This window comes from Candidatus Manganitrophaceae bacterium (assembly GCA_016200325.1).
Classification (GTDB): Bacteria; Nitrospirota; Nitrospiria; order SBBL01; family Manganitrophaceae; genus Manganitrophus.
On sequence record JACQEZ010000019.1, the window covers coordinates 1 to 19,556 of the forward strand.

Annotated in this window: 17 protein-coding genes and 1 pseudogene; 2 read left to right on the forward strand and 16 right to left on the reverse strand. The window is 59.3% G+C overall.

The annotated features are described in order from the left end of the window. The first annotated feature begins 300 nt into the window (after nt 1-300). Nucleotides 301-1,875 carry a radical SAM protein gene (locus HY282_15020; GenBank protein ID MBI3805060.1) on the forward strand — a complete coding sequence of 525 codons (1,575 nt, stop codon included), beginning with the start codon at nt 301-303 and terminating at the stop codon, nt 1,873-1,875. A 73-nt stretch (nt 1,876-1,948) separates the two neighbouring features. Here HY282_15020 and HY282_15025 read toward each other — a convergent pair whose 3' ends face one another. The 4 genes and pseudogenes from HY282_15025 to gspK all read right to left on the reverse strand — a co-directional run bounded on the left by HY282_15025 (nt 1,949) and on the right by gspK (nt 6,176). Further along, on the reverse strand, nt 1,949-2,197 hold the full coding sequence (locus HY282_15025; protein MBI3805061.1) for a hypothetical protein: 249 nt from the start codon (nt 2,195-2,197) through the stop codon (nt 1,949-1,951). A gap of 73 nt (nt 2,198-2,270) precedes the next feature. Beyond that, nucleotides 2,271-2,507 (reverse strand): annotated as a pseudogene (locus HY282_15030) (hypothetical protein). Nucleotides 2,508-2,586: 79 nt separating this feature from the next. Continuing rightward, entirely contained in the window at nt 2,587-4,953 is a 2,367-nt protein-coding gene (locus HY282_15035) for a vitamin B12-dependent ribonucleotide reductase (GenBank protein ID MBI3805062.1), read from the reverse strand. A gap of 266 nt (nt 4,954-5,219) precedes the next feature. Beyond that, nucleotides 5,220-6,176, reverse strand: coding sequence for a type II secretion system minor pseudopilin GspK (gene gspK, locus HY282_15040; GenBank protein MBI3805063.1), 957 nt, complete (start codon nt 6,174-6,176; stop codon nt 5,220-5,222). 45 nt (nt 6,177-6,221) lie between these two features. Between gspK and HY282_15045 the strand changes: the two genes are divergently transcribed. Beyond that, nucleotides 6,222-7,244, forward strand: a complete 1,023-nt coding sequence (locus HY282_15045) for a hypothetical protein (protein MBI3805064.1) — start codon at nt 6,222-6,224, stop codon at nt 7,242-7,244. Nucleotides 7,245-7,249: 5 nt separating this feature from the next. Here the strand turns inward: HY282_15045 and pilO are convergent, their stop codons facing one another. From pilO to HY282_15105, 12 genes are all read right to left on the reverse strand, one after another. Then, nucleotides 7,250-7,813: a type 4a pilus biogenesis protein PilO gene (gene pilO / locus HY282_15050; protein MBI3805065.1), complete on the reverse strand. Its 564-nt coding sequence runs from the start codon at nt 7,811-7,813 to the stop codon at nt 7,250-7,252. Next, nucleotides 7,794-9,527 carry a pilus assembly protein PilM gene (gene pilM / locus HY282_15055; GenBank protein MBI3805066.1) on the reverse strand — a complete coding sequence of 578 codons (1,734 nt, stop codon included), beginning with the start codon at nt 9,525-9,527 and terminating at the stop codon, nt 7,794-7,796. Before pilM ends, pilO begins: the two co-directional genes overlap by 20 nt. A gap of 19 nt (nt 9,528-9,546) precedes the next feature. Beyond that, nucleotides 9,547-10,434 (reverse strand): type II secretion system protein GspN, encoded by an 888-nt coding sequence (gene gspN, locus HY282_15060; protein ID MBI3805067.1) that lies wholly within the window; start codon nt 10,432-10,434, stop codon nt 9,547-9,549. Between the two features lie 124 nt (nt 10,435-10,558). Then, a complete protein-coding gene (locus HY282_15065) occupies nt 10,559-11,188 on the reverse strand; it encodes a hypothetical protein (GenBank protein MBI3805068.1) in 630 nt (209 codons plus the stop codon). A gap of 128 nt (nt 11,189-11,316) precedes the next feature. Beyond that, entirely contained in the window at nt 11,317-11,691 is a 375-nt protein-coding gene (locus HY282_15070) for a prepilin-type N-terminal cleavage/methylation domain-containing protein (GenBank protein ID MBI3805069.1), read from the reverse strand. Continuing rightward, complete coding sequence (locus HY282_15075; GenBank protein MBI3805070.1) at nt 11,672-12,229, reverse strand: prepilin-type N-terminal cleavage/methylation domain-containing protein; 558 nt, start codon at nt 12,227-12,229, stop codon at nt 11,672-11,674. Before HY282_15075 ends, HY282_15070 begins: the two co-directional genes overlap by 20 nt. An 8-nt stretch (nt 12,230-12,237) precedes the next feature. After that, nucleotides 12,238-12,744, reverse strand: a complete 507-nt coding sequence (gene gspG, locus HY282_15080) for a type II secretion system major pseudopilin GspG (GenBank protein MBI3805071.1) — start codon at nt 12,742-12,744, stop codon at nt 12,238-12,240. A 96-nt stretch (nt 12,745-12,840) separates the two neighbouring features. Further along, nucleotides 12,841-14,058 (reverse strand): type II secretion system inner membrane protein GspF, encoded by a 1,218-nt coding sequence (gene gspF / locus HY282_15085; protein ID MBI3805072.1) that lies wholly within the window; start codon nt 14,056-14,058, stop codon nt 12,841-12,843. Between the two features lie 191 nt (nt 14,059-14,249). Further along, entirely contained in the window at nt 14,250-15,959 is a 1,710-nt protein-coding gene (gene gspE, locus HY282_15090) for a type II secretion system ATPase GspE (GenBank protein MBI3805073.1), read from the reverse strand. Nucleotides 15,960-15,992: 33 nt separating this feature from the next. Beyond that, nucleotides 15,993-17,546, reverse strand: coding sequence for a hypothetical protein (locus HY282_15095; protein MBI3805074.1), 1,554 nt, complete (start codon nt 17,544-17,546; stop codon nt 15,993-15,995). A 9-nt stretch (nt 17,547-17,555) separates the two neighbouring features. Continuing rightward, on the reverse strand, nt 17,556-18,458 hold the full coding sequence (locus HY282_15100; protein MBI3805075.1) for a hypothetical protein: 903 nt from the start codon (nt 18,456-18,458) through the stop codon (nt 17,556-17,558). A gap of 227 nt (nt 18,459-18,685) precedes the next feature. Continuing rightward, nucleotides 18,686-19,195, reverse strand: coding sequence for a hypothetical protein (locus tag HY282_15105; GenBank protein MBI3805076.1), 510 nt, complete (start codon nt 19,193-19,195; stop codon nt 18,686-18,688). Nucleotides 19,196-19,556: the final 361 nt, after the last annotated feature.

Here is a 19,556-nt window from a genome sequence, read left to right on the forward strand (position 1 = left end):
CAAATCAGGTCACCTGTCGAAGTACCATCCGCGGTGCTCTTCCGCGCGTGGTACAAGTTGTGACCGTAAGGGGGGAGCGGGGGGGATCTCCCCCCGGCTGCACGGGGAGGCCGGAGGGGGCCGGGCAGTCGGCCCCCACGGCGGGGCGTGGGGTGAAACCCCACAAGCCGATACCAACCCCCGATTTCCCCCTATACAAACCGAACCGATACGAACCGAACCCAACGCAGCCGGCAAGGTTTGACCTTGCCGTTCCATTTTCAACTATGATAATCTTTGATCTCCAATCGGAGCCCGGCAATGCCTCGTCCCAAATCGGTCCTCTACATCTTCCTCCCCTGCAAAAAAGTCTACCCCTTGGGCGTCACCTACCTCGCCCACTTCCTCCACCAGCATCATCCCGAAGCGCCGCAGCGGATTCTTGATCTGTCTCAAATTGCCCGCCCGCACCGCCACGCCGCGCTCCGAGAAACGATCTCCGACTTTAAACCGGACCTGATTGCTTTTTCTTGGAGAGACATCCAATTGTTCGCACCCCACGAAGGGGACGGCTCGCTCAAATATGCTTTCGATTTCTACTACTCGCTGAACCCAATCAAGAAGGCAGCCGCGTCGATCCAGGGGCTGCGGCAGCTCTGGATCTACTACAGCAACCTCCGCGAGCACTTCACCTACTTCGAGCAGGTCCACCGCGAGTTCCCGCGGGTACAGGTCGCCGTCGGCGGCGGCGCTTTCTCGGTCTTCTCCGAGGCGATTATTCGGAGGCTGCCGGAGGGGATCGTCGGGATCATCGGTGAGGGGGAAGATGCGCTGCTGAATCTTTACGAAGACAAGACGATCATGAACGACCGCTGCATCTTCCGGAAGGGGGATCAAGTTTTTACCGGAACCCAGAAAGAGGTCGTCAAGCTCGACAACTCAATCCAAGACCCCGCCTACATCGAATCGATCTTCCCGCAGTACAAAGCCTACGTCGACGAGCCGATCGGAATTCAGACGAAGCGCGGCTGCCCGTACGATTGCCAGTTCTGCCTTTACACTTATATCGAAGGGAAGCGGGTCTATACCCGTCCGGCGGAGAATGTCGTCGCCGAGATGAAAGCGTTCTACGATCGGTGGGGAACGCGGCGGTTCTGGTTCGCCGACGCGCAGTGGATTCCGGGGTCGAAGTATTACCCCCACTGCGCCGAGACGATGGAGCGGATCGTCGCGAGCGGAATGAAGATCGAGTGGGGCGCCTATATCCGGACGAGCCTGATCACAAAAGAGCTGGCGGCGCTGATGGTGAAATCGGGATTGGGCGACACGGAAGTGGCGATCACCTCCGGCTCGCAGAAGGTCTTGGATGAGCTGAAGATGGGATTTCGGTTGGAGAAGCTCTACGAAGGATGCCGCTATCTAAAAGAGGCCGGCTTCGACGGAAAGGTGATCTTAAATTATTCGCTCAACTCCCCCGGCGACACCGAGGAGACGCTGATGGAGAGTGTCGCCTCGTATAAAAAGATCGTCGGAATCATGGGAGAGGGGCAGGTCTATCCGGCGCTCTTCTTCCTCGGGATCCAGCCGCACACCGGGCTCGCCGACCGGCTGGTGGAGGAGGGGTATCTCCCGCGCAACTACAACCCCTTCTCGATGAACCCGCTGATGATCAAAAAACTTCTCTACAATCCGCCGCCGCTCGGGAAGATCATCACCAAAGCGTGTCTCAAAGCGTGGGAGAACCAGAAGCGGATCCCGACCGATCCGTTCGCCAAGCGAAACATCGCCTATGCCGACGACTCCCTCGCCAACATCTTCGAGGGAAACACCGGCCGCGCCGCGCTTTTGAATCTGGAAGCGGAGCTCAAAGCGCGCGGGGTCAAAGCGGCGTCATAAAAAAGGCCGATCCATTGGGACCGGCCCCTTCTGTTTCACCTTCGCTTGAGAATGGAGAGGCGCGCTCGTCCGACTAAACCCCCTCGCCGGAGAGTTTGAGCCCTCCGTCTGCCTCTCGCTCCGAGATTTTCTTCCAGCGGAAGGTCAGACCCCCTCCGAAGCAGTCAAAGTCGACCAGAAAGACCCCGATCCAATGTTCCCGCCGAAACCCGAGCCAGGGAAATTTTTCGGAAGAGCGGCGGGCCCTTTCGGAAAAGGAGAGCTTCAAAGGGAGTGATCGCTGTTGATGAACGCGTTGAAGATTTATTTTGATTCGAGACAAAAGGGCCCTCCTCTTCTCTCATTTATTCTAAAAAAGAGAGAAGGTCTGTTGGTTCTTGTTCTAACGCCGCTCCTTACTCTTTGCCGCCGAGCTTTTTCTTTTTCACATAGGCCCAGAGAACTTTGGTCATCTCCGCCGGGCTGATCGGCTTCTTCCCGAAAATCGTCTCCAACGACTCGGTCGCACCGTTGAAGTTCACTGCATAACCGCCGAACGCCTTTTTCTTCGTCGCTGTCTTTGTTGCCATGCGAGGGGCCTCCTTTGATTGTTAAGAGATCGATCCGTTAGAACTCAGCTCCGCTGGTCGCATCCTCCATTGCAGATCGGTGACTGAGGCTTGCGATGAACCCCCTCAGGTGAACCTTCACCTGAGGGGAAGTTTCAAAAGGTTAATAGCACCGAGAATAGCCGCAGAAGTGGAACTTCTCGCATCCCTCTGCGAACTCGAGCTCGCAGCCGCAATCGGGGCAGGGGAAGGCGACCTTCTTCGATTGCTCGACCTCTTCTAAAACGGCCGCAGCCATCTGGACGGTCGGATCGGGATAACGCTTCTCCGGCACCTTGTGCTCCAGCGCCTGGTTGAAGATCTTCGCCACCGCGTCGGAGCAGGAGAGGACTTTCTCTTTCCCGATGCCGAACGGTTTGTCGCAACGGATGCCGATCAGCTGTTTGACGATATCCCGCGGCGTCACACCGGCCCGGAGACAAAGCGAGATCAGCCGGCCGATCGCTTCATTGAACGACCCCTCGCACCCCCCCGCTTTTCCCATTGTCGCGAACGCCTCGAACGGCAGCGCCTTCTCGTCGGAGTTGACGGTGAGGTAGAGATCGCCGCAAGAGGTCCGCTTGCGGGTGGTGATTCCGGTCATGACCTCGGGACGGGGCCGCGGCGCGACCATTCTCAGCGGCTGATCGGGCTGGAGCATCGCCTCATCGGTCGGGATCGCGGCGGCTTCGGCTTTCGCCTCCCCCTTCTTCGACGAGCCGACATTCATCACCTGATCGGGCCGGGCGCCGTCGCGATAGACGGTGATCCCTTTGCAGCCGAGCTGGTAGGCGAGCAGATAGGCCTCCTTCACCTCTTTGGAGGTGGCGTTGGACGGAAGGTTGATCGTCTTGCTGACGGCCGAGTCGGTATGCTCCTGGAAGGCCGCCTGCATCCGGACATGCCATTCCGGCGAGATCATGTGCGAGGTGGCAAAGACCTGCTGCCAGTGCGGCGGCACCTGGTCGATCCCGTGGACCGACCCTTTGTTCTTGATGATCCGATCGAGCAGATCCTCGCTCCAGAAGCCTTCGCGCTTGGCGACCTCGATGAAGAAGTCGAGAACATAGGGGAGATGGTCTCCCCCCATGACGTTCTTGTACCAGATTAAAGAGAATTCCGGCTCGCATCCCCCGGAGGTATCTGCGATCATCGAGATCGTCCCGGTCGGCGCGACGGTCGTCACGTAGGAGTTGCGGATCCGCTGGCCCCGCTTTTGATGGAGCGAGCCCTCCCAGAATTTGTAGACGCCCCGCTGCTCGGCGAGCCGCGCCGATTCATCATAGCCGATCTCCCGGATGAATCCCATCACCTTGCCGGCCATCTCGATCCCGGCCTCGGAGTTGTAGGGGATCTCGAGCTTGAAGAGCATCCGGGCGAAGCCCATGATGCCGAGGCCGATCTTCCGGTTGGCCCGGGTGATCTCTTCGATCTGCTGAATCGGGTAGCGGTTCTGATCGATGACGTTGTCGAGGAAGTGGATCGAGGTGCGGATGCTCTTCTCGAGATCTTTCCAATCGAGCTGATATTTGTCGCCGACCCTTACCAGATGCCGCTCGACGTTGACGCTTCCGAGGTTGCAGCTCTCATAGGGGAGGAGCGGCTGCTCGCCGCAGGGGTTGGTCGCCTCCATGTCGGCGACCTGCGGGGTCGGGTTGGCGCGGTTGGTGACGTCGATGAAGAAGAGCCCCGGCTCGCCGGTGGCGCACGCCTGCTCGGCGATCTTGTCCATCACCATCCGGGCGCGCAGCTTCTTCACCACCTGGCCGTTGCGGGGGGTGATCAGCTCGTACTCCTCATCCTTCTCGAACGCCTCCATAAACCGGTCGGTGATCGCCACCGAGATGTTGAAATTGATGATCTGGCTGGTGTCGGCCTTGCACTCGATGAATTCGAGAATGTCGGGATGATCGACCCGCAGAATCCCCATGTTGGCGCCGCGGCGCGTTCCCCCCTGCTTCACCGCCTCGGTGGCATGGTTGAAGACTTTCATGAAAGAAACCGGGCCGGAGGCGACGCCGCCGGTGGAGCGGACGACATCGTCTTTGGGGCGAAGACGCGAGAACGAAAAGCCGGTTCCGCCGCCGGTCTTGTGGATGATCGCCGCCTGCTTGACCGTCTCGAAGATCGACTCCATCGAATCCTCGACCGGCAACACGAAGCAGGCCGAGAGCTGCTGCAGGTCGCGGCCGGCGTTCATGAGGGTGGGGGAGTTCGGAAGGAATCGAAGCGATGCCATCAGGTGATAAAATTTGTTTTCGACCGCGTCGATGTCGGCGTTCGGATCGTAGAGGCGGTCTCCCTCTGCGATGTTTCGGGCCACTCGCCGAAAGAGCTGCTCCGGGGTTTCGATCACCTTACCTTCCTGGTTTTTGGCGAGGTATCGCTTTTCCAAAACGCGCAGTGCGTTTGGGGAGATCTCCACATCCGACTGGGAGGCCGCTCCGTTTTGCTTTTCACCTGCCTTTCCGATTTGCTCTGTCATTTCCATCGATCGGTGCCCTCCTACAGCTTAAGGTCTACTGGATATTGAGAATAAATTAGGGAGTTGAATTAGTACGTCTAGATTCTTGAAAAGCGGGCATTGCTATGATAATGAATTACGAATGGAACATCGTTGTGACATGAACCATGGTAGGGAAAACCGGATTTTTTGTCAAGGAGAAAAGTACCACCGGTAGAGGGTATTATTTCATCAACAACAATATATTGTGGATTTACTGAAGATAACCTGTGGATAAGGTGTGGAGGGCGGGGCTATTCCACCTTAAAATAAAGGAGTTGCATCGGGCTGCCCCGCCGGACGACGGCATGGATGATTTTTCGGGTGTTCTGGACCCGCCCCTCGGCCAGGATGGTGAAGTAACTGCTCCGAACGTCGATAAAAGTGTTGGTGTTGGTCTTGAGAAATCGATTCTTCACCTCGGCCGGCAGCGCGTCGATAAATTTCACCGTCGTCGATTCATACGGCCGGCTTTCGATGAGGCGGCGCGCGACACTTTCGTCGATCCCCTCCTCGATATCGAGGCTCTGAAGGACCAACGTGTCGGCGGTGTTGACGTTGATCTTCCCCTCGCCGTAGACGGTGAGATAGGGGGCGATCTTTCGATAGACCTCGTCGGTGATCCCCTTCACCATATGGAGCTCTTCCAGCGTATCGAACCGCGCGTTCTTGCAATGGTAAGAAGGTTCGAGCCGGCTGTAGGTGTCCTCTTCGGCGCCGAAAGGGCGCGGCTCGCTGTCTTTATCAACCCAATCGACGATCGCATCGACCAGATCGGGATTGAGATGAAGGAGCTTGAACAGCCGCTGCAGCTGCTTCTGCCGCGCCTCCACCGCGGTGCCGGTTCCCCTTCCGTTCACATCGACGAGGCTGTTCAGGTTAAATTTCCCCGCCTCGTCGGTAATCACGCCGGAGAGGACCCCGTCCCCCAGCGGATACTCCGGAACCGGAAAGGCCCAGAGCTCGTCGAGGCCGTCATATTTGTTGCTGTGGATTGCATCGTCCTTCAAAATCGCCTGGCCGGCCGACACCGCCGAGCGGGCCAGATAGAACGCTTTCAGGTCGTCGCGGAAATTCCCGGCGGCGCGCAGATCGGCGCGCGCCTGGAAGTCGATCTCCAAGATAATCACGGTCAGGAGAAGAACGACCAAGAGGCTGAGCAGAAGGGCAAATCCCCCCTCGTCTCTTAATTTGTTGTTCCCGGAAATCACTTCTGCTATACTCCGCCCATGCACAAAGGGAAATTATTTTTTTCGTTGCTCATCATACTCTTTCTTGCCGTCGGCTGTGGAAAGGGGAAATCGGGGGTGATCGTCGACGTCACCACCACCACACCCGGCATCACCCCGCTTTCCAAGATTCAAGCCAAAATCCTTCAGGACACCACGGGGGATGGGGGCACCGATGCCTTCCCCGACCGGAACCTGACCCCTCAAAGTTTCACGATTGCTTTTAACAGCTTCAGGCTCTTCCAAGCCCTCGACAACACGCTCGGCACCAACGTCGGCACGGCGCCGAGCTACACCGTCTTCGATGTCGGCACCGGCTCCGGGGTCGCCAACACCCGCCCCCTCGTCGTCTCTTTGACGACCGGACTGACCACACAGCTCACTGAAAATAAAAGCGATCCGGCGCAGGGGACCTACGATCATGTTCAATATGAGATCCGTTATTTCGAGATGACGATTCCGCTCTGCAGTGCGAACGACGTTTGCGAAGATCACCGGCTCCGCTTTTACCTCACCGCCGATCCTGATCCCGACCTCAACAACTTTACCCCGGTTCCCGGCGCGATCTTAATCTCACGAAGCCCGAACGCGACCGACTTCAGCTGGGTCTCCATCACGGCCGGACTTCCCCTTTCGCTCGTCAACTTCCCGATCACCGGCGGAAAGCCGACCGATCCCTACTTAATTCCGATCACCCAGTTTCAGGCGACCAATGGGGCGATCAGCTCCATCTTCAACTTGCCGATCTCTCCGGTGCTGGAGATCAAAAGCAAACCGGAGAAAGAATTCGTTTTCACCCTGGCCTTCGACCTCATCAATCTCTTCTTCTTCGACAACACGGATGAGACGAATAATGTCGATCCCGGACCCGACTTTCACTTCAATGCGCTGATCGACCCGAACTCGACCGTCTCACGGGACGGAAAAATCTTGCAAGGATGCGCCACCACCATCATCGATCCAAGCGTGTCCGCCCTCTGCCAGGCCGACTTCTGGCCGGGGATTCCCCTCCCCACCGTGTCCGTCACCGAGCAAGATCGAAACAACTGAGTCGATTACGAAGCGATCCGCTCGTAGGAAGAAACGAGGAAGGTGATGTCCATCAAAGACGGATCGGAGAAGCGGGTCTTCAACGCGAGCCGCTTGATCCGGACCGGATAGGGGGCATTTTCAACGGCGGAGAGAAAGGGGACGATCCGGGCGAGCGTCACATTCTCCACCTTCACCTCGACCGGAATCTCCCGGTAGGGATCACGGAGCTGCGGCGCCAGCGGACGGATGTAGGCGATGTTCGCGCGGATCTGATTCTTCGTGGCGGTCTCTTCTAAAAAAGAGAGGGGGGAGAACTGATTCGAGTTCGGTAGCCGCCGCTCGATTTCCTGGATCGCTTGCGCGACGCCGAGATATTCCCCTTTGAGATTGTCGAATTCGCGCGCCTCTTTTTCCTTCTGCGGGATCAGCCGGTCGAGCGTCACCATCCGGTCCCAGGCCGGGCCGACGAGGACAAAATAAACGATCAGTACCAAACCGATTCCGATGCCCCCTCCCAAGATCCAACGCTCGCGGGGGGAGAGCCGCATCAAAAATGAATCGACCCCTTTAAGACGACTTCCGATCACCCTTCCCCCTCTCTCCCAGCGTGAGCTGGACCCGAAAACTGACCCGTGCTTGATCGGCCGAGATCTTGGCGTCGCTGACGCTGACCTCCTGATAGCGTCCCGCCTTGAGCAATCCCCCCCGGATCCGGTCGACCGAGTCGTACGAGTCGGTCTGCGCCTCGATCCGAACCTTGTTCCCGTCGATGACGAGCTCGGTCACGTCGATCCGGACCTCCATCGGAATGCCGGCGGTCACCTCCTTCAACACCTCCAGCGGGCTCTGCTCCCCGACCCCGAGAAACTCACCGGTCCGGCGCCGCTCGCCGATCGCAGACCGGATCTGGTCGACCTCGTTTGAGACATTCTTCGATTGGGGAAAGGCCTGCGTGAACGACGCGCGCAGATCCCGCTTCAGCTCCTCAAAACGGGCCTCTTTCTGACGGTAGCGAAAATAGAAATCTCCCCCCATCAGCCCCACCAGGAGGAGGAAGACCAGCCCGATCGAGACCCACCGGTGCCGTCGCTCAATCGACTCCTTCCCGAAGACGAACTCCCCCTGACGAAAGTTGATCGGCGTCCCCTGCGGCGGCAGCGCCAGCCCCAGCGCCGGCGCATAGAGCCGCGGCGCGGTCGCCAGCTGCTCCGCAGCCAGCCCCGCGATCGGCGGCAGCCGCTCGTCGGGCCCCTCCGGCATCATCTGGAGCGCCTGCGCCATCGCGGCCTGGAGCCCCTTCATCTGCCCTCCCCCGCCACAGATATAGAACGGGAGGAGCGCAGGCGCCTCCGTTCCGGCCGGCTGCTCCGCCAAGGCGAAGAGCGACAGCGTTTTTTCAATCTCCATCAGCCAGGCGCCGACCGCTTTTTGAACCGCCTCGGCCAGAGGGGTCTGAGCGGTCAGATCGACCTCCTCTTTCCGCCGCTCGGCCTCTTCCCAGGAGAGATCGAACTCTTTCTGAATCGCCTCGGTGAAAAAATCCGACCCGATCGGGAAGGTGCGGGCCCAGCGGAGGGTCCCCCCCCGGATCGCGCAGAGGACCGTTTTAGAGGCGCCGAGGTCGATCAGAAGATGCTCGCGCAGAAGCGGCTCGCGGAGCGGTTGCTTCCGATGATCGACTGCCGGCGATGCCCCCCAGAAATGCTGATAGAAGGTCTGCAGGGCGACGGCATCGACCCCGACCCAGGCCGGATCGATTCCGACCGACTGGAGGGCGGCGACATACTTTCGGAGCGCGGCCCTCGGGACGGCGGAGACCAAGAGGTGGGATGCAGTCTCGGTTGCGGCGCCACCCCGGAGATCGACCGAGGAGGCTTCCCCTCTTCCTTCCGAGGCCGGCCCTTGGCGAAGAAGCTGATAGTCGATGACGACCTCTTCGAGGTCGAAGGGGAGCTGTCCTTCGATCTCGAAGGGGACCACCTGGCGGAGCCGCTTCGGGTCGGTAAACGGAAGCGAGAGCTCCCGGGTCGAGACGAGGTGGCCCGGCAGCGCCACCGCGGTCATCTCGCCGGCGCGGATCTTCCCCTCGGCGCGGAGCTGCCGGAGGGCGTCGAGCTGCGCCTCGTTCGGAAGCGCTCCGGTCGGTGCTCCCGGCGGGTCGCCGGCCGCAGCCTCGTCGCCGCGGCGCGCCACCTTCTGCTCGAACGCATCGATCAGACGGAGCCCGCGCAGCGTCCGGGCGATCCGAACCCCCTTGATCGCATAGCGGCCGATATCTAAACCGAGAATGATTTGGGCCATAAAAAACCTTCTATAATTTTTATTGCAGCGCCACCGGCTTTCCGTTGAGCGAGATCTGCGGCTGACCGATCGCCCCTTTCAAGCCGACCGTCAACGGCTCCCGCCCCGAATATCCTTGAATGAAAAGAGCGGCCATCTGCTGCAGGCTCCCCTTCGGCGTCGCCTTGACCGTCAGCGAGAGAAGGCTTCCTGTGAGCGGCTGCCGGAGGATGACATTGCCGCCATCGCTCGCCAGATCGACCTCGCTCCCCTGGGCGGTGAGCCGCTCGACGACCAGCATGCCGTTGCGCAGATTGATCTTACCATGAATGGCGGAAAACGACATCTCGCCGATCGGAACGGTCCACTGCCCGACCTGCTTGACCTGCACCCCGCTCGCCGTGAAGGTGAGGTTCCCTTTCCCACGCATCAGGTCGGGACCGATCCAGCTTCCTTCCCCCTCTAAATCGAGCAGGCCGGTCACTCCGACCTGACTCAGGTTGAGCTTGCGTCCTTCCTGTTTGACGGTGAGGGAGAGGCCGTCGGCGGTCCGGAACGCCGTCGCATGCCCCACGATCGACCCGCCGGCGACCCCGATCCGGAAGTCGACCTCCCCCTGTCGTGCGAACAGAAGCGGCAGCGGGGCAACGTCGACGTCGATCGACTGAAAGTTCCACTTCGGAATCGCCTGACCGGGGCAGTCGAGGTGAACATCGCGCCAGACCAGCCGCAACGGGAAATGGATCCCCCGCGTCCCGACCGCCAGCCGGCAGCCGCTCCCCGACTCAATCGCCGCGATCAGCCGCAGTTCCAGAAGGGAGAAGGGGAAGGTCATATAGAAAAATACGAGGAACATCGCCAAGCCGAAGAGTGTATAGCCGAGAAAGACCGCCCATTTTCGCTTCTGATTTTTGATCCAGTTGAACATCGTGATAAAAAGCGCGTCCCCCTTCTCTCACCCGATTCGCCGTCCCTGAGGCAATCATCGGGCAATCATCGGCGATCATTAATGATGTGCCTGTTCAGCGCATACCGGCTTCGCTCTGCACTTCCTACGACAGCTTGCCGCCGAGCGGGATCTCCACCGTCGTTTTGAACCGGCGTCCCTCTCGGGTCGGCCCTTTCAGAATCAATTCAATCTCCACCGCCAGCGGGAGACTCTTCTTCTGATCCGAATCCCACTGGGTGACCCAGGTCCGGTCGGCCGAATCGAGGTAGCGAAAACGGATCCCGAGGACCGCCTCTCCGACCTCATTCCGGACGACCCGCTCGTTCGACAGCGCCTCCTCGTGGATCAGCAGCCCCTCTTCCAGATGGTAGCTGATCACCGCCCAATCCGACTCCGCCGCATCGCGCATCGTCCGCCCGTGCGAGACCGCCGTGAACCGGATCGAATCGTCCGGATAGTCGGTCCCGTCGATCGTCCGGGTCCGATCTTCCCCCTTAAAAAGGGAGGTCGCCGTGATCGTCGCCGGCGGGAGCGGCGCTCCCTGCCCGATCGGCGCGAAGACCGGCTTCGCCTGATAGATCATGCTGAGGTCTTTCGACAGGTAATAAAAACCAAGCCGCGCCAGCCGGTAGGCGTCGGCCTCCTTCTCCAGCTGCTCCGAAGCGCGGTAGGTCGCATTAAACGAGCCGTACACCAGGGTGAAGAGAACCGCCAGGATCGCCAGCGAGATCATAATCTCAAGAAGGGTGAACCCGTGACGATTGCGGATTTCGGAGTGCGGAATTCGGAATAAGCATCGGATCTTCTTTTCTCTTTTAGTCTGCAATCCGCAATTCGCAATCCGCAATGTATTCCGCCCCGTTATCCCTTCGCGTTAAAGAGAAAGGTGGTGAAATGGACCGTCTCGTTGTGTCCCCCTTCTCTCCAGAGGACATCGACGTTCAGCTCGCGCACCACCTCATAGGGGGTCGCTTTGACCTCCTGCTTCCATTTGTATCCGGGATGCTCCTCGCCGAAATCTCCCTCCCGCTCCCCGACGTCCGGAAAGCCGGCGAACGAGATCTCGGAGACCAGCTGGCGCGCCAGCAGTGTCGCCTCCGTGATATGGCCGGTATAAGACGACAGCGCAATGTCGCGGTTCCGAAGCCCCAGGAGCACCGTCAGGGAAATCGCCAAGACCGCCAGGGCGATCATGATCTCGATGAGGGTAAAGCCGCTAGCTTCTCGTGTCGACATCGACATATTCGTCATATACCTTAACCCGGCCGGTCAGTGGATTGACCACCAGCGTCCATTTTCGGTCGCCCTGCTTGAGATGAATCCAGGCCTTTTCCAATCCGACCGGATAGATCTGCATGAACGCCTCCCCCTGATTGACCTTCCCCTGCTGCGGCGTCACAACGTCGACAAACGAGACCTCCCGCGGCAGGATGCGGCGGGAGGTCATCGGATCGGTCGTCTCGACGAACTCCCCATCCCCTTTGAGCGTGCCGACCCAGTAGGCGCCGTTCTCCAGGTTAAAATAGAGGCGATAGGTCTGCTTGGTCGTAGACGATTCCTGAGCCAGATATTGGATCAGCCCGGCGAAATGCCGCGCCGTCCATTTAAGGTCGCCCGCGCCGAACGAGGAGATCCGGGGAAAAACAAAGAGCGCCACCACCGCCATGATCAGAACGACCAACATCAACTCTAGGAGGGTGAAGCCCTTCGATTGCGGAGTGAAGGACAACCTGCTTTTCTTTTCATTCCGCAATCCGCATTCCAAAATCCGCATTGCCACTTCTACTCCATGTTCCAGCTCTCGATGTCGGCGTTTTTCCCCTCCCCGCCCGACTCGCCGTCGGCGCCGCGCGAGACGAGGTCATAGTCGCCATGCGCGCCCGGACTGGAATAAATAAAGGCGTTTCCCCAGGGATCGTTCGGCACCTTCGGCAGATAGCCCCCTTCCCGCCAATTCTTCGGGATCTCGCCGACCGTCGGTTTGTGGACCAACGCGTCGAGCCCCTGCTCCGTGCTCGGATAGTTGCCGCTGTCGAGCTTATACATCTGCAGCGCCTCTTCGACGTTCTTGAGCTGGACCTTTGCCGCCACCCGCCGCGCCTCATCGGTCCGCCCGACCAGCTTGGGGACGACGAGCACCGCGAGGATGGCGAGGATCGTGATGACGACCATGATCTCAATCAGCGTGAATCCGGCTTGGGACGGTCGGAGCCATCGCCCCAATCCGGCCGACCAGGCGGGATGCCTGGGAAAGAGCGGTCTGTTAAAAATAAATCTCTGTAGCGTCATTCGTTGCTTCATATTCCTCCCTGATTCGATTGCGGATTGGCGATTGCGGATTTCGGAGTCAGGTCAGAACCCTCTTTTTCCAACCCGCAATCCGCATTATTTGACGATTTGGCTCACCTCGAAGATCGGCAGGAGAATCGCCAAGACGATAAAGAGAACGACCGCCCCCATGCCGAGAATCATCAACGGCGCAAGGAGCGAGGTCATCCCGGTCACGACCGTTTCAACCTCATTGTCGTATGCCTCCGAGACCTTCTGGAGCATCCCTTCGAGCTCGCCGCTCTTCTCGCCGATCGCGATCATGTGGGTGACGAGCGGCGGGAAGAGGCCGCTCCGCTTGAGCGGATCGGCGATGCTCTGCCCCTCGCGGATGTTTCCCCGCGCCCCTTGGATCGCCTCCTCCAACACCTTGTTGCCGACCACCTGCTGCACGATCTCGAGCGAGATCAGCAGCGGCACCCCGCTGGCCAACAGCGTGGCGAGGGTCCGGGTGAAGCGCGAGATCGCCACCATCCGGGCGACCCTTCCGACGAGTGGAACGCGGAGGATAAACCGGTCGTACTGCTCGCGGCACCCCGCGGTCCGGAGGTGCCGCCGGTACATCATTCCGATGATCACCCCCAGCCCGATCAGCAGCCATCCATAGCTCCGCAGGAAGTTGCTCAGCCCCAAGAGGATCACCGTCGGAAGAGGAAGCGCCTGATTGAGATCGGCAAAGATCGCGGTGACCCGCGGGACGACGAACGAGATCAAGAAGACCAAGATCAGGGCGCTCACCACCAGCATCAGCGCCGGATAGGTCAGGATTGAAAAGAGCTTGTTGCGAAGGCGGACCTGATTCTCTAAATGATCGGCCAGCCGAACCAAGATCCGGTCGAGCGTGCCGCTCGCCTCGCCGGCCCGGACCATCTGCCGGTAGAGGGGAGAGAAAACTTTCGGATGGCGCGCCAGCGCATCGGCGAACGACACCCCCTCCTTCACCCCTTCCCGGACATCGATCCAGATCTTCTTCGCGACCGGCTTCTCCACCTGCTCGGTCAGCGCGCCGAGCGCCTCCATCAACGAGATTCCGGCGCTGAGCAGCGTCGAGAGCTGACGGGTCATCACCGCCGTCTCGGGGAGCGCCACCCGCTCCGAGAAGGTAAAGACCGGTTTCGACAGCCCGGTCGCCGCCTGCTGGGTCTGGGCGATCTCCACCGGGAAGATCCCGCTCTTCCGGAGCTTCGCCCGCGCCATCCGGGGATTGTCGGCATCGACGACGCCGGCCTTGTTCTTCCCCTGCAGATCGAGTCCTTTGTATTCGTAAATCGCCATTCTTATTTAAAACCCTATACTCCTCAGGCTGCTCAAAAAGCTCCAGATGCCCCCTCCGGGACTTCCAGCATTTTATTGCTGGAGGTGGGTCGCGATTTCGCGGGGAGCGAGGGACCCCGCAGCGCACTGTATTGTGCGTGAGGATTCCCGAGCGACCGAGGACGAAGCAGGTCGATTTTTTCAGCAGCCTGCTAAAAGATTTCCTCCTGCGTCACCCGCAACACCTCTTCCGTCGTCGTCTGTCCGGAGGCGACCCGCCTCGCGCCGTCTTCCCGCAGCGACAGCATCCCTTTGGCGATGGCACGCGCCTTGATCTTCGAGGAGTCGACTTTCGATAGGACGAGGTTCCGGACCTCGTCGTCCAAGACCAGAATTTCGTAGATCCCGGCCCGTCCCCGATAGCCGGTGTTGATGCAGTACGGACAGCCCTTTCCTCGATAGAAGAGAAGGTCGGCGGCGGCCGGTTTTTTAAAGCCGAGCTTCGCCAGCTCTTCCGGCGTCGGCCGGTATGAGATCCGGCATTCCGGGCAGATCTGGCGGACGAGCCGCTGGGCGACGATCGCGACGACCGAGGACGAAACGAGAAACGGCTCGATCCCCATGTCGAGCAGCCGGGTGATCGCACCGGCCGAGTCGTTGGTATGGAGGGTCGAGAAGACGAGATGCCCCGTCAGCGAGGCGTGAATCGCGATCTCCGCCGTCTCCGAATCGCGGATCTCCCCGATCATGATGACGTCGGGATCTTGGCGCAGGATCGACCGGAGGCCGCTGGCGAAGGTTAGTTGGATTTTCGGGTTGATCTGAATCTGGCCGATCCCCTTCAGCTGGTATTCGATCGGGTCTTCGATCGTGATGATGTTTTTGTCGGGCGAGTTGATCTTGCTCAACCCGGCGTAGAGGGTCGTCGTCTTCCCGCTCCCGGTCGGCCCGGTCACCAAGATAATCCCGTGGGGGAGTCGGATCAGCTGGTTCATGATCGACAGCCCCTCGGCCGAAAGCCCGACATCTTCCAGGCTGAGCAGGAGGCTCGTCTTGTCGAGCAGCCGGAGGACCAGCCGCTCGCCGTGCGCCGTCGGGACCGCCGAGACCCGGATGTCGATCTCGCGCCCGCCGATTTTCAATCCGATCCGGCCGTCTTGCGGCAGCCGCTTCTCGGCGATGTTCATCCCCGCCATGATCTTGATCCGGGAGGTCAGGGCCGACTGCAGCCGCTTCGGCGGGGCCAAGATATTATAAAGGACCCCGTCGATCCGGTACCGGATCGCGATCTCTTTTTCGAACGGCTCGAAGTGGATGTCGGAAGCCCGCTGCTGAACCGCCTGAAAGAGGACCGAGTTCACCAGCCGGATCATCGGCGCTTCATCGCTCGCGTCGAGGAGATCCTCCGGCTCGGCGAGCTCCTCCGCCAATGCGGTGAGGCTCTCCCCCTCGGCCAGATCGGAGATCGCCTGCTCGGCGCCGGCGGTCGCCCGCTCATAAATCGCGTTGATGCTGCTGATCACCGCCTTGGAGGGAACGGCGACCACCTCGATCGGCTCGCCGAGGAGGAGCCGAAGGTCGTCGAGCGCCGAGAGAAGCAATGGGTTGGAGGCGGCGACCTGAATCGCCTTGCCGTTTCGTCTGAAGGGGAGAAGCTCATACCGCTTGGCAAAGGAGATCGGAACCCGCTCCGTCAGCGTCGGGTCAATCTCTTTGGGATTGAGGGAAGGGGAATAGGGGAGCTGCCATTGCTGAGAGAGCGACTCCAAGACCGCCTCTTCGGTGACATACTTCAACCGGACGAGGATCTCTCCGATTTTCCCCCCCTGCTCTTTCTGGAGGCGAAGCCCCTCTTCGAGCCGCGCGGGGGTCAACGCATGTTTTTCGATGAGAATTTGCCCGATCAGCGGGCGTTTCAACAGGGCCAAAATAAAACCTCATTCCATGATCCGTCATCATTCGGCGTTCGTTGGCCGGCTCGCCGGAAGATTGATCATTTCATTTAAAAAGTCCTCGCGGATCTCCCGCCCTTCCATCCGATTCTCGCTCATGAACGCCTTCGTCCGCTCGATCTTTCGTTCCCGGATCGGGTCGAAGTCTTTCGAGTCCCGAACAAGATGGGGGGTGAGGAAGATCAAGAGGTTTGTCTTCTCCATCCGCCGCGATTTAAATTTGAAAAACCAGCCGAGCAGCGGGATATCCCCCAGCAGCGGAATCTTCCGCTCCGTGATCTGGATGTTGTCCCGGATCAGACCGCCGATGACGACCGTCTGCGCATCGTGAACGATGACGGTGGTGTTCGCCGACCGCTTATTGGTCGTCGGACCGAGGACGACCGTTCCGACCGTCTGGGTCGTGTCGACGACGGAGGAGATCTCCTGATAGACATCGAGCTTCACCAGATCGTTCTCCAGCACCTGCGGGGTGAGGCGCAGGATGATCCCGACATCTTTCCGCTCGATCGTCGTCTGGACGTTCCCGCCGACCGTCTGGCTCTGTGCCCCCGGAAAGGGAACATTCTGGGCGACGACAATCTCCGCCTTTTGGTTGTCGCTCGTCAAGAGCTGCGGCGTCGAGAGGATATTCACGTCGGTCGACGACTGCAACGCGTTGAGCAGCGCCCGGATATTTACCGTCCCGACCTGCACCCCCGGCACCTGCGCGAGCGCGATCAGATCGCTCGGATTTTGATTGAACCCGCCGATCGCCGCCAGATCGCCGTTGCCGGTCGTGTAGCCGAAGACGGCGCCGAGGTCGGTTCCGAGCTGCCGCAGCTTGTCGGCCTCCAGCTCGAGCACCACCGCTTCGACATAGACCTGCCGGCGTTTCATGTCGAGCTTCTGGATCACCTCCTTGATGATCTCAAAATCTTCGTTGGTCGCCGTGATGATCAGGCTGTTGGTGATCTTGTCCGAGAGGATCTGGACCGTCCCGGTCAGCTCCCCCGTCGGCCGCGAGGTCCGCCGGGTCGGCGCCGCCGTCCGCGCGACCAGCCCCAGCAGCACCTTCGCGATCTCTTCCGCCTGGGTATTCTCCAGCGTGTAGACATGGACCGCCCGGTCGGGGGGCACCTCGGTCATCGGAAGGATTTGATAGACCGGCCCGCTCTGGACGACGCCGAATCCCTTCAGCTCCAGCACCGAGAGGAAGAGATCGTAGACCCGGTCGGCCGCCACCTTCGTCGGAGAGAAGATCGTCACCTTCCCCTTCACCCGCTCGTCGATGACGAAGTTCCTCCCGGTCAGCTCACTGACGAATTTGACGAAGACCGGCAGATCGACGTTGTTGAAGTCGAGGGTGATCATCTTTTCTTTCGGGATGGGGTGATCGTCTTTCGAAGCGGGCGAAGCGGGTGAAGCGGGCGGCGCAGGGGCCGCAGGCCGCTCCTCTTTGATGGGAGGAGGGGTCAGCGCTTTTCCCTGCTCTTGGGCGCGAAGGGGGGCAGGTGCCCCGATTCCAGACGCAAACACAACCGAGAGCACGAGACAGGCCGCGAGGCGTCTCTTCATACACTTCCCCTATCGAATATCGTAGCTGAACGTCTCTTTTTGATTGTTTCGAACCAGATCGACGGTGATGGCGCTTTCATCCTTGAGTTGCTCGAAAACCTTGAGGAAGTTCTGCGGGTCTTTCACTTCGATGCCGTTGACGCGATGGAGAATGTCGCCGTTTTGCAGGCCGATCTTCGAATAGAGGGAATCGTCGGCGATGGCGAAGATCCGGAAGCCGTCCGGCTTGCCGTCGGCGAAATTCGGAACGATCCGCGCCTTGGTCAGAAGCGCCGGGAGGTTGTCGACGGCGTTGTCGATCTCGCGCCGGTCCATCACCCAGCGGTTCTTTCCGGATGGACGAATGTTGCTGCCGGGGGTGCCGGCGGGAGCGGCGGAAACCGCCGTCGGGGTCGCGCGCAGCGCGGCTTTGTCTTCCGGATTGAGCGAGACCTCCAAGATCTCTTTGTCGGTGCCGCGGCGAACTTCAACCCGGTTCCGCCCGATCTTGGCGACCGCGCCGTCTTCTCCGATCAGATCGCCGATCCGATAGAGAAGCTGCTCGTGTGTTTTGGCGTCTTCAATGACGGCGTACGACTGCCCGTCGCTTCCGACGACCGTTCCGATCAAATTTTGATTGAGGGGAACGCGCGGCGCCGCCGGGATATCCGCAACCGACTGCGTCGGCCCGCCGGTCGGAGCTTCCGGTTTCTTCCCCCGCATCTTGGAGTTGAAGATGTTCCCTTCGACGATGATGTTGTAATCGCGCCCCGCCCCTTTGGCCGCCACCGGCAGCGCGGCATTCTGCGCCTTCGGGACTTCGATCGACGCTTCAAGGCGCGATCCGATCGCCAGATTCGCCATGTCGGCGATAAAATAGGCGCCGGCGGCAATCATCAATAAGTGGAGGAGCCAAAAATAAGACTTCTTCATCAAACCCTTTATAAGAAATGAGATTTTCGCTCTCTATTATAAAGATTTTGACGCCAATGTCAAATGGGAGGGGAATACGACAGCGGTAAACCTGAGATGATCCAGATCATTTCGGAATGACATCTTCGTTCTCTGATCCGATCTCATGAAAATTTAATATGCACTGTCGTAATTTTTAACAGATGTCCTTACGAGGTTCCGATCTAAGCGCCATTGCGGATACTCATTTATTGTAAGCTCAACAATACGAGGATTTCTCCTTCTCCTTCTTTCAGCGGCTCGAGCGCTTTGCCGATTAAAGTGCCGGGGCGGTGGATCGGCACCCCACCCAAATCAAGCGGCTCCGATTTCATGGCGATTCCTTCTTTGTCGCTGGTGACGAGCAAGTCGCCGACTTGAACTGACTTCTTCGTGGCATCGACTTTAATCTTCACCCTTCCCGTGGTGGCGACCTTGACCTTCCCTTCTCCTCCTTCGCCGAGCAGCAATCCGGGTGTCTCAGAGATGACCCCTGCCACGCGCGTATCATAGGAGCGCACGGAGGGGAGGACTTGATTGGAATGCTCTACATCCAAAATCACGACCGTTCCTGCAGGCATCGATTTGGGAGAGGTCACCCACTCGGCCACGTCTTGGTACTTGGCGGCAATGTTGCCGGTGACCGTCACATCGCCGACCACATGGAGTTTGGTAGAAGGAGAGGATGTCCCGATGCCGACGTTTCCGTTCTGCTTCATTATAAAATCAAATCCTAAACTTGGATTCCCTGAAAAGTAAACGACATTATCAGTAATCGTATTGCCAGCCACGACTCTTAATCCATGGTTTCCAACGCCAATCTGCGGTTGAAGGATATCTAATCTGTACCCTGTAGACGGAGTAGTCCCGATGCCGACATTGCCGGTATTTGTTACTATAAATCGATCTGTGAAGGAAGGCGGAGAAGAGGTTGTAGAAGTATCGGTCAAAACTCTAAAATTGCCATCGGTATCCAACATGGTTTGAACAAGTGGCATTGTATATGTTCTAATCCACGCGTTTGCGTCTCCATTGTAGCGGTGGCCCAAACTCCAATATGAATTTCCTGTAGAGTCAGTG

What these genes read in the sequence shown, in the direction of transcription:
- HY282_15105 (MBI3805076.1), bottom strand. Translation starts at nt 19,195, where the DNA reads ATGAAGCAGAACGGAAACGTCGGCATCGGGACATCCTCTCCTTCTACC.
- gspF (MBI3805072.1), bottom strand. Translation starts at nt 14,058, where the DNA reads ATGGCGATTTACGAATACAAAGGACTCGATCTGCAGGGGAAGAACAAG.
- gspG (MBI3805071.1), bottom strand. Translation starts at nt 12,744, where the DNA reads ATGACGCTACAGAGATTTATTTTTAACAGACCGCTCTTTCCCAGGCAT.
- HY282_15095 (MBI3805074.1), bottom strand. Translation starts at nt 17,546, where the DNA reads ATGAAGAGACGCCTCGCGGCCTGTCTCGTGCTCTCGGTTGTGTTTGCG.
- HY282_15070 (MBI3805069.1), bottom strand. Translation starts at nt 11,691, where the DNA reads ATGTCGACACGAGAAGCTAGCGGCTTTACCCTCATCGAGATCATGATC.
- HY282_15075 (MBI3805070.1), bottom strand. Translation starts at nt 12,229, where the DNA reads ATGCGGATTTTGGAATGCGGATTGCGGAATGAAAAGAAAAGCAGGTTG.
- HY282_15100 (MBI3805075.1), bottom strand. Translation starts at nt 18,458, where the DNA reads ATGAAGAAGTCTTATTTTTGGCTCCTCCACTTATTGATGATTGCCGCC.
- HY282_15065 (MBI3805068.1), bottom strand. Translation starts at nt 11,188, where the DNA reads ATGATCTCGCTGGCGATCCTGGCGGTTCTCTTCACCCTGGTGTACGGC.
- gspN (MBI3805067.1), bottom strand. Translation starts at nt 10,434, where the DNA reads ATGTTCAACTGGATCAAAAATCAGAAGCGAAAATGGGCGGTCTTTCTC.
- pilM (MBI3805066.1), bottom strand. Translation starts at nt 9,527, where the DNA reads ATGGCCCAAATCATTCTCGGTTTAGATATCGGCCGCTATGCGATCAAG.
- HY282_15020 (MBI3805060.1), top strand. Translation starts at nt 301, where the DNA reads ATGCCTCGTCCCAAATCGGTCCTCTACATCTTCCTCCCCTGCAAAAAA.
- HY282_15035 (MBI3805062.1), bottom strand. Translation starts at nt 4,953, where the DNA reads ATGGAAATGACAGAGCAAATCGGAAAGGCAGGTGAAAAGCAAAACGGA.